The 23,193-nt window shown below is 56.0% G+C and carries 24 protein-coding genes; 14 read left to right on the forward strand and 10 right to left on the reverse strand.

Annotation, left to right across the window (positions count from 1 at the left end; genetic code table 11):
* Positions 1-43: 43 nt before the first annotated feature.
* On the reverse strand, positions 44-589 hold the full coding sequence (locus ACR0ES_RS17195; RefSeq protein WP_480484710.1) for a TetR/AcrR family transcriptional regulator: 546 nt from the start codon (positions 587-589) through the stop codon (positions 44-46).
* 108 nt (positions 590-697) lie between these two features.
* Between ACR0ES_RS17195 and ACR0ES_RS17200 the strand changes: the two genes are divergently transcribed.
* The 5 genes from ACR0ES_RS17200 to ACR0ES_RS17220 are packed head-to-tail and all read left to right on the forward strand — an operon-like array spanning position 698 to position 4,894.
* Positions 698-1,399 (forward strand): type 1 glutamine amidotransferase domain-containing protein, encoded by a 702-nt coding sequence (locus ACR0ES_RS17200; protein WP_480474287.1) that lies wholly within the window; start codon positions 698-700, stop codon positions 1,397-1,399.
* A 57-nt stretch (positions 1,400-1,456) separates the two neighbouring features.
* Positions 1,457-2,437 (forward strand): MBL fold metallo-hydrolase, encoded by a 981-nt coding sequence (locus ACR0ES_RS17205; RefSeq protein ID WP_480474286.1) that lies wholly within the window; start codon positions 1,457-1,459, stop codon positions 2,435-2,437.
* Between the two features lie 15 nt (positions 2,438-2,452).
* Positions 2,453-3,130 (forward strand): cupin domain-containing protein, encoded by a 678-nt coding sequence (locus ACR0ES_RS17210; protein WP_480773465.1) that lies wholly within the window; start codon positions 2,453-2,455, stop codon positions 3,128-3,130.
* A 4-nt stretch (positions 3,131-3,134) separates the two neighbouring features.
* Positions 3,135-3,809 (forward strand): SDR family NAD(P)-dependent oxidoreductase, encoded by a 675-nt coding sequence (locus ACR0ES_RS17215; protein WP_480773464.1) that lies wholly within the window; start codon positions 3,135-3,137, stop codon positions 3,807-3,809.
* Positions 3,809-4,894, forward strand: coding sequence for a flavin monoamine oxidase family protein (locus ACR0ES_RS17220; protein ID WP_480773463.1), 1,086 nt, complete (start codon positions 3,809-3,811; stop codon positions 4,892-4,894). The genes ACR0ES_RS17215 and ACR0ES_RS17220 overlap by 1 nt, the downstream gene beginning before the upstream one ends.
* Positions 4,895-5,287: 393 nt before the next feature.
* On the opposite strand, the gene ACR0ES_RS17225 is transcribed toward ACR0ES_RS17220, so the two are convergent.
* On the reverse strand, positions 5,288-5,842 hold the full coding sequence (locus tag ACR0ES_RS17225) for a cupin domain-containing protein (protein WP_170417168.1): 555 nt from the start codon (positions 5,840-5,842) through the stop codon (positions 5,288-5,290).
* A 155-nt stretch (positions 5,843-5,997) separates the two neighbouring features.
* Here ACR0ES_RS17225 and aptA point away from each other — a divergent pair, with 155 nt between their 5' ends.
* The 8 genes from aptA (at position 5,998) to ACR0ES_RS17265 (ending at position 14,487) form a co-directional block, all read left to right on the forward strand.
* Complete coding sequence (gene aptA / locus ACR0ES_RS17230) at positions 5,998-7,320, forward strand: omega-aminotransferase AptA (protein ID WP_480871400.1); 1,323 nt, start codon at positions 5,998-6,000, stop codon at positions 7,318-7,320.
* A gap of 34 nt (positions 7,321-7,354) precedes the next feature.
* Positions 7,355-8,866, forward strand: a complete 1,512-nt coding sequence (locus tag ACR0ES_RS17235; RefSeq protein WP_480871401.1) for a CoA-acylating methylmalonate-semialdehyde dehydrogenase — start codon at positions 7,355-7,357, stop codon at positions 8,864-8,866.
* 25 nt (positions 8,867-8,891) lie between these two features.
* Entirely contained in the window at positions 8,892-10,001 is a 1,110-nt protein-coding gene (gene ald / locus ACR0ES_RS17240; protein ID WP_480508848.1) for an alanine dehydrogenase, read from the forward strand.
* A gap of 104 nt (positions 10,002-10,105) precedes the next feature.
* Positions 10,106-11,095, forward strand: coding sequence for a TRAP transporter substrate-binding protein DctP (gene dctP / locus ACR0ES_RS17245; RefSeq protein WP_480508861.1), 990 nt, complete (start codon positions 10,106-10,108; stop codon positions 11,093-11,095).
* Positions 11,096-11,134: 39 nt separating this feature from the next.
* Positions 11,135-11,782 (forward strand): TRAP transporter small permease, encoded by a 648-nt coding sequence (locus tag ACR0ES_RS17250; RefSeq protein ID WP_480508846.1) that lies wholly within the window; start codon positions 11,135-11,137, stop codon positions 11,780-11,782.
* On the forward strand, positions 11,779-13,071 hold the full coding sequence (locus ACR0ES_RS17255) for a TRAP transporter large permease (RefSeq protein WP_480508844.1): 1,293 nt from the start codon (positions 11,779-11,781) through the stop codon (positions 13,069-13,071). Before ACR0ES_RS17250 ends, ACR0ES_RS17255 begins: the two co-directional genes overlap by 4 nt.
* Positions 13,072-13,212: 141 nt before the next feature.
* Positions 13,213-13,623: a universal stress protein gene (locus ACR0ES_RS17260; RefSeq protein ID WP_171176310.1), complete on the forward strand. Its 411-nt coding sequence runs from the start codon at positions 13,213-13,215 to the stop codon at positions 13,621-13,623.
* A gap of 231 nt (positions 13,624-13,854) precedes the next feature.
* Positions 13,855-14,487 (forward strand): tyrosine-type recombinase/integrase, encoded by a 633-nt coding sequence (locus ACR0ES_RS17265; protein WP_480871402.1) that lies wholly within the window; start codon positions 13,855-13,857, stop codon positions 14,485-14,487.
* 194 nt (positions 14,488-14,681) lie between these two features.
* Here ACR0ES_RS17265 and ACR0ES_RS17270 read toward each other — a convergent pair whose 3' ends face one another.
* From ACR0ES_RS17270 to ACR0ES_RS17305, 8 genes are all read right to left on the reverse strand, one after another.
* Entirely contained in the window at positions 14,682-16,199 is a 1,518-nt protein-coding gene (locus tag ACR0ES_RS17270; RefSeq protein ID WP_170463253.1) for an aldehyde dehydrogenase family protein, read from the reverse strand.
* A gap of 34 nt (positions 16,200-16,233) precedes the next feature.
* Positions 16,234-16,578: a cupin domain-containing protein gene (locus ACR0ES_RS17275; protein WP_170463252.1), complete on the reverse strand. Its 345-nt coding sequence runs from the start codon at positions 16,576-16,578 to the stop codon at positions 16,234-16,236.
* Entirely contained in the window at positions 16,575-16,940 is a 366-nt protein-coding gene (locus ACR0ES_RS17280; protein ID WP_170463251.1) for a cupin domain-containing protein, read from the reverse strand. The genes ACR0ES_RS17275 and ACR0ES_RS17280 overlap by 4 nt, the downstream gene beginning before the upstream one ends.
* Positions 16,937-18,223: a glycosyltransferase gene (locus ACR0ES_RS17285; protein ID WP_480871403.1), complete on the reverse strand. Its 1,287-nt coding sequence runs from the start codon at positions 18,221-18,223 to the stop codon at positions 16,937-16,939. The genes ACR0ES_RS17280 and ACR0ES_RS17285 overlap by 4 nt, the downstream gene beginning before the upstream one ends.
* A 24-nt stretch (positions 18,224-18,247) precedes the next feature.
* The gene (locus ACR0ES_RS17290; protein WP_170463249.1) at positions 18,248-19,309 is read right to left on the reverse strand and encodes an ABC transporter ATP-binding protein; all 1,062 of its coding nucleotides are present in this window, start codon (positions 19,307-19,309) and stop codon (positions 18,248-18,250) included.
* A complete protein-coding gene (locus ACR0ES_RS17295; protein WP_170666106.1) occupies positions 19,306-20,088 on the reverse strand; it encodes an ABC transporter permease in 783 nt (260 codons plus the stop codon). Before ACR0ES_RS17295 ends, ACR0ES_RS17290 begins: the two co-directional genes overlap by 4 nt.
* Complete coding sequence (locus ACR0ES_RS17300; protein ID WP_170463247.1) at positions 20,088-20,942, reverse strand: ABC transporter permease; 855 nt, start codon at positions 20,940-20,942, stop codon at positions 20,088-20,090. The genes ACR0ES_RS17295 and ACR0ES_RS17300 overlap by 1 nt, the downstream gene beginning before the upstream one ends.
* Before the next feature lie 78 nt (positions 20,943-21,020).
* Positions 21,021-22,091: a polyamine ABC transporter substrate-binding protein gene (locus ACR0ES_RS17305; protein WP_170463246.1), complete on the reverse strand. Its 1,071-nt coding sequence runs from the start codon at positions 22,089-22,091 to the stop codon at positions 21,021-21,023.
* On the opposite strand from ACR0ES_RS17305, the gene ACR0ES_RS17310 reads away from it, so the two are divergent.
* Positions 22,075-23,193: a GntR family transcriptional regulator gene (locus ACR0ES_RS17310; protein WP_170666104.1), complete on the forward strand. Its 1,119-nt coding sequence runs from the start codon at positions 22,075-22,077 to the stop codon at positions 23,191-23,193. The genes ACR0ES_RS17305 and ACR0ES_RS17310 overlap by 17 nt on opposite strands.

Below are 23,193 nucleotides of genomic sequence, written 5' to 3' on the forward strand. Positions count from 1 at the left end.
GATCCCCGCCCCTGCGCATGGGACGCACTGCTAGCTTCTGTTCCTAAATCGTACCAACGCCGCGAATTGCAGCTTTGGCAACCTGTTCAAACATCGATCGATCGTTTGACGCTGATGCGACGATCATGCCCCCTTCAAGGGCGGCGACGATGAGGTTTGCCTTGTCAGCGGCATCCTTGACCCCATGCTTGACGAGCAGATTTTGGAGCCATGCCTTGTTCATCTCGAAGAAGGCTTTTGTGCGTTGGTTGATGTTTTCCGGCAGTCCGATGGCCTCGGCGCCCATGACGGCGCAAAGGCATATCGATTCGTTCAGCACAAGCGCTTTGGAGTAGAGCGAAACGAAGCAGTCCAGAGCGGTTTGCAGATCGTTCAGGTCAATCTTGTCCAGTTCTGCCTTGAATTGCTCGGCGTAGCGGGTGACGAGAGCCTCCCCGAGATCCGGTTTGGTGGGGAAATGGTAGTGTACGCTGGCACTTTTGATTCCCACATCGTTCGCCAGGTCACGGAAACTCATCTCCGAAAAGCCCGCACTGCGCACGCGTTTCTCGGCGGCGATGAGAATTTTTTCTTTCATTGTCAGTGGCATGACTACCTCCAATCTACCGATTGATAGATAAACGTTGACAGCCCAGGAATCAACTTCTAACTGTTATCTACCTAGTGATAGATAGATATTGATGAAAGGATCACGCTGATGGCTACTGGAAACAAACAAAAACGCGTCTTGCTGGTCATGTCGTCCGTTGACGAAATGGGCATCTCGGGCAAGCAAACCGGCACCTGGTTCGAAGAGGTCGCAACCCCGTATTACGTCCTGACGGAAGCGGGCTATGAGGTTGTCTTTGCCTCGCCCAAAGGCGGCAACGCGCCGATTGACCTGCTGTCGATGAAGGCTCCGTTCACTACCGAAAACACTGACCGCTTCTTCAACGATCCGGTGGCCATGTTCGCGGTACAGAATACCCGCAAACTGCGCGAGATCGACTATTCGACCTTCGATGCGCTTTTCGTACCCGGCGGTTATGGATTGATCTGGGATCTGGCGTCGGACAGCCATGCTATCAAGATGATCCGGGAGTTCTACGAATCCGAACGGCCTGTCGCGATGGTCTGCCACGCGCCGGCCATACTGCGGGATATCAAGAAGTCAGACGGCAGCTACCTGGTTGAGGGCCTCAGCCTGACCGGTTTCAAGAACGACGAAGACAGTGAGATCGAGCTTCTGCATCACCTTCTGTTCTCTCTCGAAGATGAACTGAAACGCCGTGGCGCCACCTACGTCAGCAAGGCCAACTGGGAGGCCAACGTGGTCGAAGATGGCGCCCTGATGACCGGCCAAAGCCCGGCGTCGGCACCACCACTCGCGGAAGCGCTCAAGCAGCGCCTGGCTGCCTGACGCCTTACGTCGGGGCGGGCACCTGTCCGCCCCGGCAATTCGAAATGGAGAAGTCCCATGTCCGCCGATCTGCAACCCATCGACAGTGTCGAGATTCTCGTTCTCATCGACAACCGGACGGACAGCCTGTCCAGCGTGCCCGAGGGGTTCACCCATGAGTGGATCAACCTCCACAACGTCGGGATGAAGCAAATCTCGGGCGCCGGTCAGTGTTGTGCCAATCACGGCTTGGCGTTGATCATCACAGCCCGGCGCGGTGTGACGGAACATACATTGCTCTTTGACGCCGGGCCGGTGGATTTTGCCGTCGAGTTCAACGCATCACGCCTTGGCAAATCCTTTGCAGCCATCGAGGCGATCGCCCTGTCGCATGGGCATTGGGACCATGCAGGCGGCATTCCAGCGGCAATCGACCTGATCCGCAAGGATGGCCAGACCGGCGAGTTACCGGTTTATCTGCATCCCGGGATGTTCCGCAAACGCGCCTTTCCGCTTTCATCGGGGGAACTGATCGAAATTCGCGAAATCGCCACGCCCGAAGCCCTGGCTGCGCAGGGGGCTACACCCGTTGTTACGGATCAACCGGTCAGCGTGCTGGACGATATGTTCTATATTTCGGGCGAAATTCCCCGTGTCACGGATTACGAGGTCGGATTTCCGGGTCATGTCCGCCGCACCGAAGACGGCGCGGGTTGGGAAGACGACCCGTTGCTCATGGACGAACGCTATGTGGCGGTGAACATCGCGGGCAAAGGGCTGGTGGTGTTTTCGGCCTGTAGCCATGCGGGTATCGTCAATGTCCTTCATGCCGCTCAAAGGGATATCCCCGGAGTGCCGATCCATGGCCTAACCGGCGGCTTTCACCTTGCCGGTGGCAACGAAAAGATCATCGACCGGACCGTCGCCGACTTTGCGCAGTTCGACATCGACCTGATCATGCCCGGCCACTGCACAGGTTGGCGTGCGACAAACGCGCTGGAACGCCAATACGGCGAACGGGTTGTGCCGATTGCCGTCGGCATGAAGATCAACCTTTGAGAAAGGGAATGAGCCATGGAAATCAATGCAAACTTTGATGAACGCGCTGTCGTCCACTCGGAGAACGAGCCCTGGGTCCCCTCGCCAATGAAGGGTGTCGACCGTCGCATGCTCGACCGGATCGGCGACGAGGTTGCACGGGCAACAACGATTGTCCGCTATGCACCAGGCAGCGCCTTTTCGGCCCATACCCATACCGGTGGCGAAGAGTTTCTGGTGCTTGACGGCGTCTTTCAGGACGAGCACGGGGATCTTCCCGTCGGCACCTATGTGCGCAACCCGCCGACCACGTCGCATACGCCAAGCGCGGCGGACGGAGCAACGATCCTGGTCAAGCTTTGGCAGTTCGACCCGGAGGACCGCACACAGCTGACAATCGACACAAACGCGCAGGACCCGCGCCCGGTTGCAGATGGCATATCCGAAATCCCGCTCTTTGAGGATTCCCGTGAACGGGTCCGGATCGAGATCTGGGACGCATCGGCACATGTAAACGTGACCGGGCACAAAGGGTTCGAGGCACTGGTGATCGACGGCAGCTTCACCGAAGGCGGAGAAGTCTTCCAGAAGAACTCATGGCTGCGTCTGCCACCGGGTATGGCGCTCAACGCCACGGCCGGGTTGGAAGGTGCCCGTCTTTGGATCAAATCCGACCACTTGGCGCAACCGCCAATCATCCCGACCCAAGGATAGGACAATGGACAAACCTCTCGCGATCGTCGCCGGTGCCGGCCCCGGCCTTGGACAGACGCTGGTCACGTCATTTGCTCAGAACGGATATACGGCCTTTGGGCTGAACCGGACCGTGCCGCAAGGCGCCTGTACCACGCTGGCTGTCGATCTGACCGAACAGCGCTGGAACAGGGCGAAGCTCCGGGACATGATCTGCACCCATGGCCCGCCCAAGCTTGTGGTCCACAACACGGCGAACCTTGTCATCTCGCCCTTCGAGGAGACAAGCACGGATGACTTCGAGGCGACCTGGCGTTCCGTGGTCCTGTCAGCGGTCATTCTGGCGCAAGGTGTTTTGCCCGCGATGGCCGACACCGGGGGCGGCACCTTCATCGTGTCTGGCGCCACGGCCAGCCTGCGCGGTGGCAAGAACTTCTCGGCTTTCGCTTCGGCCAAGGCAGGTTTGCGGGCATTGACCCAATCCCTGGCTCGCGAATACGGGCCGCAAGGCGTGCATGTGGTGCATGTGATCCTGGACGGGATCGTCGACACCAGGGCCAGTCGGGATCTGCACAAGATGGATCCGGCGCGGATGATGAAACCCGCCGATATCGCAAAGGTTTATCTTGATCTGGCCAGCCAGCCGCAATCCACCTGGACCCACGAGCTGGATCTCAGACCCATGCGGGAGGCATTCTGATGCAAACCGACACTCTTATTGTTGGCGGCGGCCTGTCCGGCCTCGCCCTTGCTGATCACCTGACAGGCCAGGGCACAGATTTCCTACTGATCGAGGCGCAGGATCGCCTTGGCGGGCGCATCCTGACCAAAGAGCTCTCGGGCGGAAAGTTCGACTTTGGGCCGGCCTGGTTCTGGCCTGGCCAGCCGCGCATGGCTGCGCTCGCGCGGCGTTTCCGAATCCCGGTGTTCGAACAGTCTTCAACCGGCGATCAGATGTATCAGGACCAATCCGGGGCGGTTCACCGCGCCCGCGGCTATGCGTCGATGCAGGGGTCCTACCGACTTGCCGGGGGCATGGGCGCCATGATCAAGGCGCTTGCCGGATCTCTGGATGCCGGTCACGTCCTGACGCAAACCAGCCTCAGATCGGTCCGGCATTCTCCCGGTAAGATCACCGCACTTCTCGATCATGACGGCACGGCCTATACCGTTGAAGCCCGGCAGATAATGCTGGCCATCCCGCCGCGGGTGATTGCGGATACCGTCACATTCGAGCCGGCGCTAGATGCGGCTCAGCTTCAGGCCCTGAAGAACATCCCGACCTGGATGGCCGGGGAGGCCAAGATCCTCGCGGTTTACGATGAGCCCCATTGGCGCAACGCCGGGCTATCAGGTGACGCCATGAGCCATCGCGGCCCCATGGTCGAAATCCACGACGCGTCTCCCATGGAGGGCGGCCCCTACGCTCTGTTCGGTTTCGTCGGCTATCCCGCCGACACGCGCGAGGCACACAAGGACACCATGATGGATCAGGCCCTGGCGCAACTCACGGCCATGTTTGGCCCCAAAATGGCGCAGCCCCTTGATCTGGAACTGCAGGATTGGGCCACAATCGCGGAAATCTCCCGCGCGCAGGATCACGTCCCGGTTCGCTTTCACCCAAGCTACGGTTTGCCTTCTGTCCTTGGCAGCCTTGCGGAAAGAGGTGTCCATTTCTGCTCAACCGAAACCGCACGCGGGTACGGCGGATTTCTCGAAGGTGCCCTGGAAGCTGCTGAGAGAGTTGCAGCATTCGCAGATGAAACCATCATAGCTGAGGCCTGACCGAGCTTTCACTGTCGCCCTTTGTCTTGAATGATCGCTCACGTATGGAAGATGGTTCGATGGCGGGATATCACGGCGCTGCTACAAAGACCGCTCACAACCGCAGTTGGAGGTGGTTAAACATCAGATCGAATGCCTACTATATTTCGGCCCTCGTGGACGGCCCTTAACCGACATTCAGCACGGCACCGATTTTCTGCGGGTGCAGCCCGCATTCCGGCCATTCGCTGCAAGCGCGAAATCTAGATGGACCGCCGTTGAGGATCGCGTGAGAAAGGCGACAATTGGCTCCTGATCGTGAATGTCGATTTCATTTCTTCATTCTGAGTTGGTTATCGAATTTGACTATCCCGCGAAATATTGAAGCACTCACAGAAGAGCTCTTTCATTTAGTCAGAACGACGAGGGAGTGCAGGCGCTGATCACTTTGCATGGCGTATCACCGGCATTCCGAAACCTGTGTGGCAATATGCTTGAGAAGTAGTATGCGTCCCCGGGGCCCAGAACCCTGGACTGCCCATCTACCGTCACTTCAAGACGGCCCTCTATCACAACCGCACATTCCTCTCCTTCGTGCGACAGTTCAGATCGACCCGAGTCAGCACCGACATCGTACTCTTCTATGAGCATCTGGAGTTTTCTGTCTCGGCGCTCTCCTGCGACAAGCAAATAGGAGACTCCAGGTGATCCCAAGTCGCGCATTCTTTCGTGCGGGTAAAAAAACGACTCCTCGTTTTGCAATTCAAAACTGAAGAAGAAGCCCAAATTGACGTCTACCGAGGCAAGGATCTTCTTTAGCAACGCCACAGATGGTTGAGTCGAACCGCTTTCGATTTGAGAAATCGTCCCGCTACCCACTCCCGCGCGTTTGGCCATTTCACGTTGACTGAGGCCTTTGGTCGTCCGAATCAACTTTAGACGACGGGCTGTTTCGAGATCTGATGACAAAACCGTTACTCTAGTGCTTTCTTGCTTTAGATCGAAAGCATTCTAGGGGCGCAACGATTTTTTTCAATAACTTACAGATTAAGATAAAACTGGATGTGCGGAAGGTCTAAACTCTGCAAGGATTTGTCATCAAATGAAAATCTGCTTCGCGAGGAATGGACGTGCTCGATCAACCCAATACAATGTCATCGTTCTGGATGCCGTTTTCGGCCAATCGTGATTTCCTTCGCGAGCCCCGAATGATCCAAGCGGCCGAGGGGATGTATTACACCAGTTCTGATGGCCGGAAGGTCATGGATGGTACCGCCGGGCTGTGGTGCGTCAACGCGGGTCACCGGGATCCACTGATCGTAGAAGCCGTGCAAAAACAGGTGCACGAGTTGGATTACGCACCGAACTTCCAGTTCTCCCACCCTCAGGCGTTTGAGTTGTCGGCAAAGCTGACAGCGATGATGCCTGAGGGAATGAACCACGCCTTCTTCACCAACTCTGGCTCAGAGTCCGTCGATACTGCGCTCAAGATCGCGCTGCATTACCACCGGATGCGTGGTGACGGAACTCGCACCCGCTTGATCGGACGTGAGCGCGGGTATCATGGCACAGGGTTTGGGGGCATCTCGGTTGGCGGCATCGTCAAGAACCGCATGCATTTCGGCACGCTTCTGACCGGCGTTGATCACCTGCGTCACACGCATGATCTGGACAAAAACGCATTCTCCTGCGGTTGCCCTCAACACGGGGCAGAGCTAGCAGACGATCTGGAGCGATTGGTTGCTTTGCATGACGCCTCGACCATTGCGGCTGTGATCGTCGAACCAATGGCCGGTTCGACCGGTGTTCTCCTGCCGCCGAGAGGATACCTAAAGCGACTGCGTGAGATCTGCGACCGCCATGGCATTCTGTTGATCTTCGACGAGGTCATCACCGCTTTTGGTCGGTTGGGTGCTGCGACGGCATCAGAGTACTTTGATGTAAAGCCAGACATCATCACGACTGCCAAAGGCCTGACCAACGGTGTCATTCCAATGGGAGCGGTCATCGTATCCAACAAGGTATATGACTCGGCGATGGAAAATGCCGATGCGCCGATTGAACTGTTCCACGGTTATACCTATTCCGCCAACCCTGTGTCCTGCGCTGCGGCGTTGGCAACGCTGGAGAGTTACAAGCAGAATGATCTATTCCGCCGCGCTGCATTGCTGTCGCAGCCCTGGGAGGATCAGCTTCAAAGCTTAAAAGGTCTGCCGAACGTTATCGATATCCGCAATCTGGGACTGGTGGGCGCGGTCGAGCTGGCACCACGAGAAGGCGCGCCGGGCGCAAGGGGCTATGACGCGATGAAGCGTGCCTGGGACGCCGGAATAATGATCCGTGTCACCGGAGACATCATCGCCTTATCGCCGCCACTGATCATCTCGGAACCTGAAATAGCGACACTCTGTCAAACACTTGGAGAGGTATTGGCTGACCTGCCATAACCCCTGACTTCTAACCCCAAAAAGGACTGACATCATGAAAGATGCATCCCCGATCGCTTTGATCGGCCACTACATTAATGGCCAAATCACTGCTCCAGCTGGTGAGAATACGCAGCCGGTTTTCAATCCCGCAACCGGTGTGCAAACCGGCGAGGTGTCGCTGGCGAACGTCCAGACAGTCGACGACGCAGTGGCCGCGGCAAAAGCAGCGTTCCCGAACTGGTCGAACACACCGCCGATCCGCCGCGCCCGTCTTATGAACAACTTTCTGGCTCTGGTGCGCGAGCACAAAGACGATCTGGCGCGTGCCATCACCGTCGAACATGGCAAGGTGTTCACGGACGCCCAAGGTGAAGTTGAGCGCGGTATTGATATCATCGAGTTTGCCTGCGGTATTCCGCAACTCCTCAAGGGCGATTATACGGAGCAGGTTTCCACTGGCATGGACAACTGGACCACGCGTCAGGCATTGGGCGTTGTCGCCGGGATCACGCCGTTTAACTTCCCGGTCATGGTGCCGATGTGGATGTTCCCGATCGCCATCGCCGCGGGCAATACCTTTATCCTGAAACCGTCACCAACCGATCCGTCCGCTGCGCTGCTGTACGCGGATCTGATGCAAAAAGCCGGTTTCCCTGATGGCGTGTTCAACGTCGTACAAGGTGACAAGGTCGCCGTGGATGCGTTGCTGGAGAACGACGACGTCAAGGCCGTGTCTTTCGTCGGTTCGACCCCGATTGCGAACTACATCTATGAAGTTGGCGCGCGGCATGGCAAACGCGTTCAGGCTCTGGGTGGCGCGAAGAACCACATGCTGGTTATGCCCGATGCCGACATGAACAAGACTGCGGACGCATTGATCGGCGCAGCCTTTGGTTCGGCGGGCGAACGCTGCATGGCGATCTCGGTTGCCCTGCTGGTTGGCGATGCCGCCGACAAGCTGATGCCGGTCCTGAAAGAACGTGCCGAAACCCTGAAGGTCAAAAACGGCCTCGAACTGGACGCCGAGATGGGTCCGATTGTCACCGCAGCCGCGCGGGACCGGGTCAAAGGGTACATCGACTCTGGCGTCGAAGAAGGTGCGGATCTGCTGGTCGATGGCCGCGACTATACCGTCGAAGGGCACGAGGAAGGCTATTTCCTTGGCGGCACCCTGTTCGACAACGTCACCCCCGACATGAAGATCTACAAGGAAGAGATCTTTGGCCCCGTCTTGTCCTGCGTCCGCGTCTCGAACTTTGCCGAAGGTCTTCAACTGATCAACGACCACGAATTCGGAAACGGCGTGTCACTGTTCACCCGAGACGGCAACGTCGCGCGCGAATTCGGTAAGCAGGTTCAGGTCGGCATGGTCGGGGTCAATGTTCCGATCCCGGTTCCGATGGCCTGGCATGGCTTTGGCGGCTGGAAGAAAAGCCTGTTCGGCGACATGCACGCCTATGGCGAAGAAGGCGTTCGTTTCTACACCAAGCAGAAATCCATCATGCAGCGCTGGCCCGAAAGCATCTCGGAAGGTGCCGAGTTCGTCATGCCAACCGCAAAATGATCATCCGTTCCAAGGAGTGAAAAATATGTTCATTGGTGTTCCCAAGGAAATCAAGAACCACGAATACCGTGTTGGCCTGACCCCTGAAAGCGTCGCCGAACTGGTTTCTCATGGTCACAACGTCATCGTCGAGACCAATGCCGGCACAGGCATTGGGGCTGATGATGATGCCTATCGTGCCGCTGGCGCGGAGATTGCCGAAACCGCAGCGGATATCTTTGCCAATGCGGAGATGATTGTGAAGGTGAAGGAACCTCAGGCCGTTGAACGCGCTATGCTGCGGGAAGGTCAGATCCTTTACACCTATCTGCATCTGGCCCCCGACCCGGAACAGACCAAAGATCTGGTCGACTCGGGCGCTGTCTGCATCGCTTATGAAACCGTCACCGACGACAATGGCGGTCTGCCCCTGCTGAAACCGATGAGCCAGGTTGCCGGACGCATGTCGATCCAGGCCGGTGCCAGCGCGTTGGAAAAGGCAAAGGGCGGTCTGGGCGTATTGCTGGGCGGCGTGCCCGGTGTGAAGCCCGGCAAAGTTGTGGTCATCGGTGGAGGCGTCGTTGGGTTCAACGCGGCTCAGATGGCCGTTGGCTTGCATGCGGACGTGACCATTCTGGACCGCAATCCGGCAGTCCTTGAGAAGTTGGAGAACCATTTCGAGGCGTCCGCCAAAGTCGTCTATTCGACCAAAGCCGCATTGGAGGAAGAAGTCACCAATGCCGATCTTGTTGTCGGCGCGGTTCTGATCCCCGGTGCTGCTGCACCCAAGCTGGTCACGCGCGATTTGATCTCGAAAATGAAACCCGGTGCGGTCGTCGTGGACGTAGCGATTGACCAGGGCGGCTGCTTTGAAACGTCCAAAGCCACCACTCACGCCGAGCCCACATATGTTGTCGACGATGTTGTTCACTACTGCGTCGCCAACATGCCGGGCGCAGTCGCCCGAACGTCGACCTACGCACTGAACAACGTCACGCTGCCGCACGCTCTGGCCATTGCCAACAATGGCTGGAAACAGGCGCTGGCAGATAATCGTCACCTGATGAATGGCCTGAACGTGGCCCACGGAAAGGTGACGTACAAGGCTGTGGCCGATGACCTTGGATACAAGTTCATCGCCCCTGAACTTTGCTGAACTGAAGCAAAGAAATGTCCCGCCGCGCGCTATGCGATGGGACACACACCACTGAGGAGGAAACCTTTATGATTACGAAGATTAACCGCCGCGCCCTTGGCGCGATGGGTGGCGCTGCTTTGCTTGCTGCAACCACACTCTCAACCGTAGCTGCAGCGGAAGACATGACTCTGCGTTTTGCTGGCGTGTTCCCGATTGATCATCAGGGCACGAAGATGATGGAACAGGTCGCAGCGGATGTTGCAGCCGCGGATGTCGGCCTGACGGTCGAAGTCTTTCCGGCAAACCAGCTGGGTTCTGGTGAGGCGCTGTTCGAAGATGTTGCACGCGGCAATATCGACCTGGCATCGGCGTTCATCTATGCCGATACCGATCCACGCCTGGAATTCCTGTCAATGCCGTTCCTGCTTGGCGGCTGGGATGACATGGAAAGCACGCTTCTGAACATGGATTCCGAGTTCAACACCATCCTGCAAGAGATCACCGACGAATATGGCGTGCGCGTCATGGCGCAGAATCCGGAAGGGTTCATCGGCATCGTTTCGTCGCAAGAGCCCGAGAACTGGAATACCTTTGACGACAAGGGCATGAACATTCGCGTCTGGTCTTCCAGCGTTGTGAAGTCGATGGTCGAAGAACTGGGTTACCAGGCGACCACTATGGCATGGGGCGACATCTTCCCGGCACTTCAGGCCGGCATCGTCGATGGGGCGATCTGCTGCACGAAGACCGCGACTTACTCGATCTTCGCCAAGTCGGATGTTGGCACCCATTTTGTCGAATACAATTCGATCTCTGAGCTGACAACCTTCTACGCGTCGCAGCGGACGCTCGACAAGCTGAACGACGAACAGCGCGCCGCGCTGCAAGCCGCGATGACGAAGGCGTCCGAAGACTTCTTCGCCTACAACCGTGAGAATGACGAAGTGTTCGGCCAGAAATTGCTCGACAAAGGCTACACCATCCTGCGCCTGAGCGACGAAGAACAAGCTGCGATGGCCGCTCATGTTCAGGAAACGGTCTGGCCCGCGATGGCACAAAACGTCGGTCAGGACATCATCGACCGCCTGCTGGCAGCAAAAGAACAGCAATAAACACCGAGAAGAAGGGCCAGCAAATCAGCTGGCCCTTTTTTGGTCTTTGGCTCAACTAAGGGAGGGAGAAAGATGTCTAGTTCTGAAGCTGAACGCCCATTGGTCGTCGAAAGCGCAGAAAAGAAGAGCTCGCAAAAAATCACTGACGAGTTGCCAATCATTATTGGGTATCCGCTGAAAGCAGTGGCTTTTGTCATGAGGCAGATCGTCATGTTTGCCGGTTTCCTGATGGCATTCACGTTTGGAGCCGTTGTTGTCATCCGATATGGATTTGGCGGTGATCTCTTTGCCTACGAAGAATGGCTTTTGGGTATCAGCATCATCGGCTTTTTTGCAGGTGCTGTTCTGGCCTCTGCCCGCAACCTGCACATCAACGCGGACATTCTTGGCATCGTGATCCAAAACCCTCGGTTGATTTGGTGGCGCGGCTTTGTGGTCCTGACAGTCGAGGTGTTGGTGATCCTGTTCCTCATGTACGCCTGCTATGTCTCGCTGCTTGATGACTTCTCATTCCCCCGGCTGCGCGCAACCCCGGTGCTGCGCATTCCGTTTGTGACCTGGCGGATTGCGATCATGATTGCCTTTGGCCTCATGGCTACGTTCACGGCGGCATACTTGTACGTACACATCCGCAAGGGGCTCGGGCTTCCCCTGAGATCAGAAATGCAAAAAGGAGAAACCCAATGATCATCGGAGGAAGTCTCCTAATTGTCTGCTTTATGCTGCTGTTGGGCGTCAGCGTTTATGTGGCATTCGGATCTGTATTGATTTTCATCGCCTTTGTCGGAGATCAATCCATCACCGGCTACTTGCCCACCGGTTCTACAGGTATCCGCTCACTCGTACTTCTGGCGATCCCACTCTTCATGATCGCCGGAGGCATCATGGAGAAAGGTAAAATCGCGGCCCCTCTTGTCTCTCTGGCTGAAATGTTCATTGGCCATATCAAAGGAGGATTGAGCGCTGCAGGGGTACTAGCCTGCGGTGTGTTCGGGTCCATTTCCGGTAGTGCCAATGCAACGCTGACCTGTATCGGCGGCATCATGATGCCCCACTTAAAAAAGGCCAACTATCCGGGTGGGCAATCGGCAGCTCTGATCGTGGCGGCCAGCCCCTTGGGTCTGTTGATCCCACCGAGTTCGTCTCACATCCTTTATGGCTGGGTTGCACAGCAGCACGTACTGAAGTGCTTCTTGTCCACGGTCATTCCGGCGATCATCCTGATCACGCTATTGATAATCGTTAATCAGTTCATGCTGCGGAAGTATGACGACATCAACCTGACGGAACGTCCTAAACCGTTCCTGCCGACATTCGGAGTTCAGGCGCGCCTGGCCGGACCTGCGCTTATGATGCCGTTGATCATCCTCGGCGGTATCTATGGTGGTATCATGACACCGACCGAAGCCGCCGGTATCGCAGTGGTCTACTCGATCCCAATCGCGATCTACTTCTATCGTGGCCTGACCTGGAAAACCCTGGCCCAGACGATCCAGAATTCCGGTGTTACGATTGGTGTGGTCATGGTCATGATCTTCATGGTTCTGATCGTGTCGGACAACCTGATCTCGCAGGGTGCACCTCAGTTGGCCAAAGATCTGGTCTATTCCGTTTCGGACAATCCGGTCGTCATCCTTCTGATGATCAACGTCGTGATGATCCTGATCGGAATGCTGATGGACGATATTTCGGGTCTGCTTCTGGCGACGCCGATCTTGCTGCCCATCGCGCAGAGCACTGGTATGGATCCGATCCACTTTGCGGCTGTGATTGGCGTGAACCTTGGTATGGCGAACATCACCCCACCAACTGCGCCGCTGCTTTACCTTGGTGCTCAGGTCTGTGATGAGCCGGTTTCGCGCATGTTATGGCCGACTTTGATCTTCATAGTCTTTGCCTGGCTTCCGACGCTTATGTTGACAACTTTCGTACCAGAGTTGGCCCTGTTCCTGCCTGAGCTCCTGCTCAGCCGGTAGTGGCAAGAAAGAGCAAAAGCCCAAGACGAAATAGCACGCACCCCAACCTTACGGCTGGGGTGCCTGAGCGCCCTCCTAAAGATGAAGTGGGAGAGGCCAGTTCGCAGAAGAAAACTGAAAACCTAAATACGGAGGTTTAAAATGTACAAAAATATTCTAGTCGCACTGTCTCTGGAGCATGGCATCAGTGAACACGCGCTTGCGGCGGCACATGCCCTTGTATCCGAAGGTGGAAAAATCACTGCCGCACATATCCATGAGCCCCCAAATAGACAGATAATGTACTATATGGATGAAGGGATCGCAGAAAAATCTCTCCAAAAAGCAAAGGCGCGCTTGGCCGAGCGTCTAACAAGTGAGACCGACGTGTCGTCTATCTTGCTCGAGAGCCAATCGGCAGGTCGCGCAATCACCGAATACGCCAACAAACATGGCATCGACTGTATCGTCCTCGCTTCACATAAACCTGGGATGAAAGAGTTCTTTTTGGGTTCCACGGCTGCTCTCGTTGTTCGCCATGCTCAGTGTTCGGTGCATGTACTCCGTCTGTGACGCTGTTACCCGCAACATGTTCGTAACTTCGCCCAGTGAAATCTGCGATGATAAGCACGTCTCACAGTGACCAAGGTCTAATTTTGGCGTACCTAAAAGAGTTTCACTTTGCAGCATTTGGGAGGTAGGACTCGCAGCCGATCTCGGCGACAACGCGGCATCCTGTGATATCCTCTTTCGTCAACGTCGGGTTGTCGTTGTGGGCGGGAATGGCGGAAAGGAGGATCAGTTATGGATACACCAAACTTACCTGCCATTCGCGCACTTCGGCCAGCCTGGAACAAGGGCCGCATCGTCGGTCAGAAGCGGCCACTGAAACCTAAGCATGTCTGGGCAATCCGGGTGCGGCTTGAATTGGCAGAGAAATATCGTGATCTAGCTCTGTTCAATATGGCAATCGACAGCAAGCTTCGCGGGTGCGACCTTGTGAAGATGAAAGTTGTGGATGTGATGGCGTCTGGCCAGATCAAGGAACGCGCCTCAGTGCTGCAGAGCAAGACGCAGAAACCAGTCAGGTTTGAGATATCGGAAGGCACCCGCGCATCCGTCGAGAAATGGATGGAAGACGAACTGATGGTCGGATCAGAGTTTCTTTGGCCAGGCCGTTTTCATGAGCGACTTCACATATCGACACGACAGTATGCGCGGATTGTTCGGTACTGGGTCACGTCGATCGGACTGGAAGCTAGTGCATATGGCACGCATTCGATGCGGCGCACGAAAGTCACTCAGATCTACAAGAAGACTGGCAATCTTCGCGCCGTTCAGCTTCTATTGGGGCACACAAAGATGGACAGTACGGTCAGATATCTTGGTGTTGAACTTGAGGATGCTTTGGCCATTGCTGAAGCCATTGAAATCTAACATCTCTGGGCCGCCTACACGGGCGGCCCATAGCTGCCTTTCACCGGTTGGTCGAGACACTGCGACCGCGCCCGCATTCCGGTCATTCGCTGCAAGTGCAAATTTTGGCGCTGCACAAACTCACAGGTTGCGGACAATCCTGCCGTTAGCTCATCTTCAGTTGTAGAGTCGATCAGGTCGCACCGATCATCACCCTAGCCGGTGTGCTTTCTCCCGCCCTGTACGTCATCTGAATAGAACCAGTCGTCGGGATATGGATACCACCAGTCCGCCTCCTTCGCCTTCGGATCAATCACGACCATCTTGGGTCGTCTGAAAGCCTCGAGGCCTTGAAGGCCTAGCGTACGCCCAAGCCCAGAATTCTTGACGCCGCCAAAAGGCAAGGCATCGTTGTCCACGAGCGGGTTGTTGACCCAGACCATCCCCACCTGTAGCTTGTTCACCCCTTGAAATGCCTCGTCCAAGTCGCCGGTAAACAGGCATCCGCCAAGACCGAATTGTGACGCGTTTGCCAGTTCAAGCGCTTGGTCAAAGTCGCTCACCCGAATGACCGAGGCGACTGGCCCAAAAACCTCTTCCTGAGTTAGCGCCATGTCCGTCGTCACGCCGGTCAGGATCGTTGGTTCGAAAAACCAACCCGGCCCGACGTGATCCGGGGTACCGCCTCCTACCTCAACCACCGCGCCTTTCTCAGTTGCATCGCGCACCAGACGCTCGACCTTGTCGCGTGCCTCCTTGGAGGCCAAAGGTCCGATTTCCGCCACCCCCATTCCGTCGCCGATGCGCAGTTTCCGGGTTCGGGTCACGAATTCATCGACAAAATCGTCGTACACGTCATCCACTACAAAAATCCGTTCAGACGATGTGCAAACCTGGCCCGACTGCAAAAATGCAGCGGTAACCGCCCCGGCAGCAGCGACCGCGATGTCGGCGTGTTTACTGACGATCAGTGGATCGCTTCCCCCAGCCTCGATCACTGCGGGTTTCAGGTTCTCCGCTGCGGCCACTGCGACTGCACGACCTGTCGGCACGGACCCTGTAAAAGCGACCACATGGGTTTTGGGGCTGGCAATCAGCTGTTTGCCCACGTCTGCACCACCCGGCAGGCAAGCAATCAGGTCTTGGGGCAACGCCCGAAAAAACTCCATGAACGCCATCGTGCACAAAGTTCCTGCAGGTGAGGCTTTCAACACTACACCGTTACCTGCCGCAAGTGATGCGGCCATCGACCAGCAGCCAAGAATGAGGGGGAAATTGTACGGAACCACATGCACGGACACGCCGTAGGGCTCGTATGTCTGATACTGAAAAGATCCAGTTTGCATCGTGCCGGCAATCTTGCCCGCGTCATTGCGCGCCATCTCGGCATAGTAGCGGAAAACCGGCGGGATGTTCGCAATCTCGCCGATCGATTCAGGGTAAGGTTTGCCCGTTTCCAATGTCATCAAGCGGGCGATCTCAGTCATGTCGCCGCTTTCGATGTCGTTGGCGATCTGGTGCAATACCCGCGCGCGAGATTTGCAGTCCATCGCGGACCACCTCCTTTGCGCCGCATTTACCCGGTCCAGGACCTGGTTCACGATCTGCGGCGACGGCTCACCAAAAACCCCGACGGGCTGCAAGGTAGACGGGTTGACCAGAGTGGTCCCACCACCCTCCAATGGCACATGCTTGGGGTTGAGGTAGTAGGTAGATTTGAACGGGTCACGCATTGGGCAGCCCCCTTGTTTGACAGGCATTGCGCCGTTAGCGGATCATGTACACTTTCTTGACCGTCTCGTGGACAGTGCAAACGCCTTTCCAGTCCTGCGGAAAAAAGGCCGCCGTATCGGGCGTAATCTCAATTACCTCGCCGCTTTCATGGATATAGGTACAGCGGCCTTCCAGAAAGTGGCAGAACTCGTCCTTGGTGACGTGACATTCCCACTTACCGGGAGTGCAGACCCAAAGGCCGCATTCGGACTGGCCGTCAGGCCCCTTGTGGATCAGCTTTCCCGAGGTGCGGGATTGCCCTTCAATCATCGTCGGGATTACCCCCCAATCGACAAGATCAGTCTGCTGGAGCGGGTTTTGCATACGTGGCGTGGTCATGTTTCAGGTTCGCGATCCGTTAGGTAGTAGGTGTTGCGCAATGTTTCCTCGACCGTGCATTCCCCTACCCAACCGGCGAGGAATAGTACGGCCGTTCCGGGCGTAACTTCGATGCTTTCGCCTGCATCCGACCGATAGACCGCGCGGCCCTGCACAAAATAGCAGAACTCGTCACGCGGTATCGTTAGGCGCCAGCGGCCTGGAGTGCAGACCCATGCGCCGATCTCCGGCCGGTTGTCAGGACCCTTGTGAACCAGCATACCCGATGAATGCGACTGGCCTTCAATCATGTCCGGCTGTAGCCCCCAGTCCGTGAGGTCGGTGCGGGTCGAGATTTCCGAAAGATGCGGGGCGCTGCTCATTCCGCGGCTTTCAGGATTTCGTCGAGAATGCCAGCTGCCTTGGTCGGGCCATGCCGTGACTGCATGTGAGCAGAGGTTGCCGCCATCTTCGCCTGCATTCCTGGATCGTTGATACATTTGTCGAGGGCAATAGCCAATTCATCATCGGTCCAGTCGTATCGGTGAAACCCGAACCCGTGGCCGGTTTCCTGAACACGGGTGGCGTTATCGTGGCCGTCCCAGACATAGGGCATAATGATTGCTGTTTTGCCGAAATATAGGCACTCTGTGAACGAGTTGTTACCGCCATGATGTATCACCGCGTCAACCTGCGGAATTACCGAAGGCTGGGGATACCAGCTCTGCATGTGCACGTTGTCGGGAATGTCTGTGTATTCGTCAATGTAATCCCCGACATTTACGAGCGCCCGGTAGGGCAACCTGGAAATGGTCGAAATGATCCTCTTTAGCAGGTCGGTGTCGCCTGCGCCAAGCGACCCGAAAGATACATAGAGAAGTGGTTTGTCATTGTTGGACTTAAACGTTGGCACCTCAAAGGGTTCTTCTTCGCGCACGCAACCTTCAAGATACTGAAACCGGTTTGGGTCCAGTGGGTTCTGCCGTTCGTACTTTGCCGGCTCGGGATAAAGCAGAAGGTTCATTGTGGGCGACGCTTCGAAAAACTCTCCAATCGGATAGGCGTCTTCGTTGCATCTGGCTAGGAACGCATTGTAGTCGTCGTGGATCGGCTTGATCACATCGTGGAACTTTGCCTCATAGGCCTCCATGCCCTCGCGGTCATCCACCCGACAGCCCGATAAGTGCGGCGGCACAATCGGGTCCGGGATTTCGTTTTCGGAACATGAGATGATCCGCACCCACGGTACGCCGAACTGCTTGATGGCTGGGAACATAATGACATTATCCACGCAGATCATATCTGGTTTGATTTTTGCCAATACCTCGGGCAGATCTTTTTGCGCCCATTTTGCGCTGTCGACGATCGCCTCCCAGCAATCCTTGACGTAGTTATCGATTTGGTCAATCGGGGCTTTGCGAAAATTTGGGATGTGACCGTTGATGAAATCCTCCCAGAACTTTGCCATCGCCTCGGGTTCCATCGGCTCGGACAGGGCAACAGGATGCGCCTCAAACCCATAACCTTCATATACCTCGACAAAGCCGGGATCGCTTAGAAATACAGCCTTATGGCCCAGTTTCTCGCAGGCCTGCGCGATGCCAACCGAATTCAGCGCAGGGCCAAAGGCAGCTTCGGGGAAGAAGGCGATGGTTTTCTGTGACATTGTAGGTCTCCGGTTAGATTTGGCTTAGCAGTTGGGAAGGATGCGGGAATGTTTCGCGTCCCATACGCAGTGGACATCCTGACCCGGCTGGATATTTTCACGGTCGGCTTGGCTGGCGGGAACGCGGGCGGAAAGGGTGCTCCTCCCACCGCGAACGCGCACATGCACACCCAGGTCTGATCCGTGATAGGCGACTTCTTCGACAGTGCCTGGAAGGCAGTTGCGCCCATCTCGAGGGGCGGTCTGCATCAGGCTGACCCGTTCCGGGCGCACAGCAATCGTGGCAGCACCGCGCAGCTCGGAAACGCCCCTCAGCATTCCCGCCCCGTGGACATCGACACCGCCGTCGACGGCGTTACCATCCAGAAAGTTCATCACGCCTATAAAATCTGCAACAAAGCGCGATCCGGGGTGTTCGTAGAGCTCGTGAGGAGTACCGACCTGCGCCAGCTTACCATCATGCAAGACCGCGATCCGGTCGGCCATGACCAAGGCCTCTTCCTGGTCATGGGTCACAATTAGAAATGTAATCCCCACCTCGTGTTGCAACCGTTTGAGCTCCAGCTGCATCTCTTCTCGTAGTTTCTTGTCCAGAGCTGAAAGGGGCTCATCCAGCAACAGGACTTTTGGCCTTTTGACCAGCGCGCGCGCCAAAGCAACCCGCTGTCGCTGCCCACCAGAAAGCTGATCCGGCTTGCGCCCGGCAAATCCCGAAAGTTTCGCACTTTCCAGAACCTCGGCCACTCTCGTGGCAATTTCGTCCTTAGGCAATTTCTCCATTTCTAACCCATAGGCGATGTTTTTTTCGACGCTCATGTGCGGAAACAAGGCATAGGATTGGAACATCAGGTTCAGGGGCCGCCTGCTGGGACGTATGTTTGTCACGTTCTGCCCGGCAACGATTACCTGTCCTTCCTGTGGCGTTTCGAATCCCGCCAGCGTCCGCAATAGTGTGGTCTTGCCGCAGCCCGATGGGCCCAAAAGTGCAAAGAACTCGTTATCGCGAATATCCAGTGAAACATTGTCGATCGCGGTCACCAAACCGTATCGCTTGGTTATATTCCTGAGTTGAACCCCTTGGTTCATCGGCTGAAAACCTCTTTGTCGGTACGCTGTGCGAAGAAGACCAGCGTGAATGAAACGAACATGACGATGGTAGCCATCGCATTGATTTCCGGCGTGACGCCAAATCGGATCATTGCGTAAATCTGCATCGGCAACGTGGTCGAGGATTGCCCAGCACCGGCGGTAAAGAAGGCAATAATGAATTCGTCCACAGACAGGGTGAAAGACAACAGCGCCCCGGCGATAACCCCCGGCGCGATGGCGGGCAGCAGGATGCGGCGAAAGGTGGTGAATTCGCTGGCCCCAAGATCGGCACTGGCCTCAAGTATCGAATGGTCGAAATTGCGCATCCGCGTACGCACCACGGCGACAACAAAGGCTATGTTAAATACGACATGGCTGAGGATGATCGAATGAAGCCCCAACGTCATGTTGAGTAGGGTGAAAAAGGACAAGAGCGCGATGGCCAGAACTATGTCGGGGATGATCATCGGTGCGAACAGAACCGCGTCTAGAACTGAAGAATTACGCCGTGTCTCGACACCGACCGCCAAAAGCGTGCCGATTATTGTCGCCAGAACGGTCGAGATTAAGGCCACGATTAGCGTGTTGCGCGCCGCCGACAGTATTGGATCCGCGGTAAACAACTTGCCGTACCATTCCAACGAAAACCCGGTCCATACAGTTGGAAGTCCGGCCCGGTTAAAGCTTAACGCCATGAGCACAAGGATCGGCACATAGAGAAAGGTGTAAAACAAAACCAGGTGCAGCTTCAGGCCCATGTTGGATCGGTCCCGCATCAGTCCTGCCCTCTCTGTCCCGCTGCGCGATTGGCCAATACCGCCTGTGCGAACAAAAGCCCCATCATAATCGCAATCAGGAACATCGACAGCGTTGCTCCGAATGGCCAGTCGCGGGCGCTCAGGAACTGGTCATAGATCAGGTTTCCAACCATCTGAAGTCGCCCGCCGCCAAGCAAATCGGGCGTAATGAAATTGCCGATCGACAATACAAAAACAAAGACACCACCTGCCGCAATCCCGGGAACGGTCTGTGGCAGTATCACCCGGTAGAAAGTGGTCCAAGCGGGCGCTCCAAGATCTTCCGAGGCTTCTATGGTTTCGACATTTATGCGGTTCAGCGACGAATAGATCGCCAGAACCACAAAGGGGGTGTAGTTGTAGACAAGCCCAACGATCACCGCGAAATTGTTATAAAGCAGAGACAGCGGCTCATCGATCAAGCCTGCCCCCTGGAGAGTATTATTGATCAAGCCCTCGCGGTTAAGCATCACGATCCAGGCGTAAGTGCGGATTAGGTAGTTGGACCAGAACGGCAAGATCACCAAGATCAGCAAACCGGTCTGCCAACGGCGCGGCGCCAGCGTGATGGCATAGGCCGCCGGATAGGCGATCAGGATCGCGATTATCGTGGCCAGAAACGCGATCTTGGCCGAGCGTAAGAAGATCCCGAGGTAAAGAGGATCGGCGGCCCGCACAAAATTTTCAAACGTAAAGACGTGGTCGATGCCGCCATAGATACCGCGTTCAAAGAACGCATAGGTAAAAATAAGGCCACACGGCACCACCATAAGAAGCGCAAGCCAGCCCAGGCCCGGCCCCAGCAAGATCACCGATTTCAGTCGATTGGTCATATACTTGGCAATCTGTGGAGTGATGTCGTACAGGCCCGACCCTTTGTTCGGGTCGGGTTTTGCTCAGGGTTTGATCACTTACTGTGCGGCCATGATTTCGGTCACGGTCCGTGCAAAGGGTTTCTGGCCATTGCCGAGATCGCGCAACTGCTCGTACTTGGTAAGGTCTGCAGGCGACATTCCCATGTTCGGGAAGGTTTCGATCAAGGACGGGTCCAGCGCCTCCATCGCAGCCTTGTTCGGCGTTTTGTAAAGGATATTGCTGGCAACCCAGACACCGACGTCCGCGCCCAAGACATAGTTCACAAAGGCATGCGCCGCATCTTTGTTTTCAGATGCATCCGCGATGACTAGCGCATCTACCCACAGATCCGATCCTTCTGATGGTATCGTGTACTTGATGTCCGCGTTTTCACCGATGCCGTAGTTGCACCAGCCATCCCAGGCGTGAACCATCGTTGCCTCGCCCGATACCAACTTCAGATAAAAAGTTGCGTCATCGTAGGCCAGCAGATCCTGCTTCGCCGCAACCAGCAGGTCCTTTGCAGCCGCCAACGTCTCATCCGACGTATCGTTAAGCGACTTTCCGAGGGCTAGCGCAGCAGCCCCCATCAGCCAGCGATCCGTCGAGAGCATTGTCACTTTGCCTTTAAGGTCTTCAGAGGGTTTGAGCAGATCGTTCCACGAAGTTGGCTCTGCCATCAGGTCAGACCGGTAGCATAAGCCCGTCGTGCCCCAAGCGTATGGCATTGAATAGTTGTTGCCCGGATCATGGGCTAGTTCTTTAGCTTCGTCATACAGGTTAGAGGCATTCGGAACCTTGTCGTGGTCGATTGCAGCCACCAGCCCCAGGTTGTTTAACGCCTCGGCAAAAGGCGACGAGACGAAAAGAACGTCGTAGCCCTTGCCTCCACCGGCTACGACCTTGCCCATGATTTCTTCGTTAGTGCCATGCACCGAGAGCTCGGCCTCGATACCTGTTTCCTTGGTGAAATTCTCCAGCAGGTCCGGCGGCATGTAGCCGTCCCAGTTCGAGATCACGATTTTTTCTGCTTGGGCCGCTCCGGCGAATAAGCTGAGTGCGCAGGCCGCCCCGGTGGTGAGCCAAGCAAATGGCAAACGGAACGAATTGGTGAACTTGTTGGTCATGTCTTCCTCCCTTGACATCCGCGCTCGCTTCTGGGGCGAGATATATGATGCAATCACGGTATTTTTTGACGAAATAAAACTCAACATTTTTTTGAATCATTTTTGTATGGCCCGGAGAAGCCATTTAAGATACCGTTTTTATTGTATATTAACTAGGTATGACGAAAGCCGTCTTCTTATGCCACCAAGCAAATACTTGAAACTTGCTCAAAAAATACTGGATGTTGCGATGGATCTCGATTTGCATCAGGGCGACAGACTGGTGGAAAAAACCCTTGCTGATTCGTGCAGCGTCTCTCGCACTCCGGTTAGATCCGCATTGAGGCTGCTGGAAAAGGAGGGGATGGCACGCAAAGCGGCAGAAGGCGGGTTTGTCCTAGAATGCGAACCCGAAAAGGGGCATTCGATACTCAACCAGCATGCGGTCGGTGCAGGTGTGGATCTCGCTGGTGCCATCCTACGAGATCGCGGCGCCCGACGCCTGGACGGTGCCATCAATGTCACAGACCTGATCCGCAGATATTCGGTTTCCCGCAGCGCTGCACAGCGTGCGCTCGAAGCCCTCCTGGCCCAAGGCGTGATTCAGAAAGCCGAAGGTCAATCCTGGGTTTTCACGCGCATGCCGGGAGACCGCTCCGGACGAATAGAGAGCTACGAATTTCGTCTGATACTGGAACCGCAGGCCATTCTGTCCGACGGTTTCAAGTTGGACACCAAGCGCGCCGATCTGGTCCGCAGCCAGACCGAAGCGCTTCTGGCGCAGTCGGAAAACTCTTTCAATAGCCAGGATTTTCAAGACGCGGATCTTGCCTTTCACAAGCTCATCGCTCGATCGTCCGGAAACCAGTATCTAGCTTCTGCTCTCATGGCCCATCATGGGTTGCGCCACCTGCCGGGCGGATCATTCGGTATGATCGACTTTCGGATGAGGCAGGCGCTCGATGAACATCTGCGTATACTTGATTTCATCGAACAAGATCATTTCGATCTTGCGGCGGATCAGATGAGGGTGCACTTGCGGCTTTCAATGCACCAAAGGCCCAGCGTCGCCAATCGTGGTGCTCCGGCGCTAGTCCAAGCAACCTGCGGGTCAATCCGGTGA

This window comes from Ruegeria sp. N7 (assembly GCF_056531345.1).

Excerpts from the sequence above, each read along its gene's own strand:
- ACR0ES_RS17195 (WP_480484710.1), bottom strand. The coding sequence starts at position 589 with ATGCCACTGACAATGAAAGAAAAAATTCTCATCGCCGCCGAGAAACGC.
- ACR0ES_RS17200 (WP_480474287.1), top strand. The coding sequence starts at position 698 with ATGGCTACTGGAAACAAACAAAAACGCGTCTTGCTGGTCATGTCGTCC.
- ACR0ES_RS17205 (WP_480474286.1), top strand. The coding sequence starts at position 1,457 with ATGTCCGCCGATCTGCAACCCATCGACAGTGTCGAGATTCTCGTTCTC.
- ACR0ES_RS17210 (WP_480773465.1), top strand. The coding sequence starts at position 2,453 with ATGGAAATCAATGCAAACTTTGATGAACGCGCTGTCGTCCACTCGGAG.
- ACR0ES_RS17215 (WP_480773464.1), top strand. The coding sequence starts at position 3,135 with ATGGACAAACCTCTCGCGATCGTCGCCGGTGCCGGCCCCGGCCTTGGA.
- ACR0ES_RS17220 (WP_480773463.1), top strand. The coding sequence starts at position 3,809 with ATGCAAACCGACACTCTTATTGTTGGCGGCGGCCTGTCCGGCCTCGCC.
- aptA (WP_480871400.1), top strand. The coding sequence starts at position 5,998 with ATGGACGTGCTCGATCAACCCAATACAATGTCATCGTTCTGGATGCCG.
- ACR0ES_RS17235 (WP_480871401.1), top strand. The coding sequence starts at position 7,355 with ATGAAAGATGCATCCCCGATCGCTTTGATCGGCCACTACATTAATGGC.
- ald (WP_480508848.1), top strand. The coding sequence starts at position 8,892 with ATGTTCATTGGTGTTCCCAAGGAAATCAAGAACCACGAATACCGTGTT.
- dctP (WP_480508861.1), top strand. The coding sequence starts at position 10,106 with ATGGGTGGCGCTGCTTTGCTTGCTGCAACCACACTCTCAACCGTAGCT.
- ACR0ES_RS17255 (WP_480508844.1), top strand. The coding sequence starts at position 11,779 with ATGATCATCGGAGGAAGTCTCCTAATTGTCTGCTTTATGCTGCTGTTG.
- ACR0ES_RS17260 (WP_171176310.1), top strand. The coding sequence starts at position 13,213 with ATGTACAAAAATATTCTAGTCGCACTGTCTCTGGAGCATGGCATCAGT.
- ACR0ES_RS17265 (WP_480871402.1), top strand. The coding sequence starts at position 13,855 with ATGGATACACCAAACTTACCTGCCATTCGCGCACTTCGGCCAGCCTGG.
- ACR0ES_RS17270 (WP_170463253.1), bottom strand. The coding sequence starts at position 16,199 with ATGCGTGACCCGTTCAAATCTACCTACTACCTCAACCCCAAGCATGTG.
- ACR0ES_RS17275 (WP_170463252.1), bottom strand. The coding sequence starts at position 16,578 with ATGACCACGCCACGTATGCAAAACCCGCTCCAGCAGACTGATCTTGTC.
- ACR0ES_RS17280 (WP_170463251.1), bottom strand. The coding sequence starts at position 16,940 with ATGAGCAGCGCCCCGCATCTTTCGGAAATCTCGACCCGCACCGACCTC.
- ACR0ES_RS17285 (WP_480871403.1), bottom strand. The coding sequence starts at position 18,223 with ATGTCACAGAAAACCATCGCCTTCTTCCCCGAAGCTGCCTTTGGCCCT.
- ACR0ES_RS17290 (WP_170463249.1), bottom strand. The coding sequence starts at position 19,309 with ATGAACCAAGGGGTTCAACTCAGGAATATAACCAAGCGATACGGTTTG.
- ACR0ES_RS17295 (WP_170666106.1), bottom strand. The coding sequence starts at position 20,088 with ATGCGGGACCGATCCAACATGGGCCTGAAGCTGCACCTGGTTTTGTTT.
- ACR0ES_RS17300 (WP_170463247.1), bottom strand. The coding sequence starts at position 20,942 with ATGACCAATCGACTGAAATCGGTGATCTTGCTGGGGCCGGGCCTGGGC.
- ACR0ES_RS17305 (WP_170463246.1), bottom strand. The coding sequence starts at position 22,091 with ATGACCAACAAGTTCACCAATTCGTTCCGTTTGCCATTTGCTTGGCTC.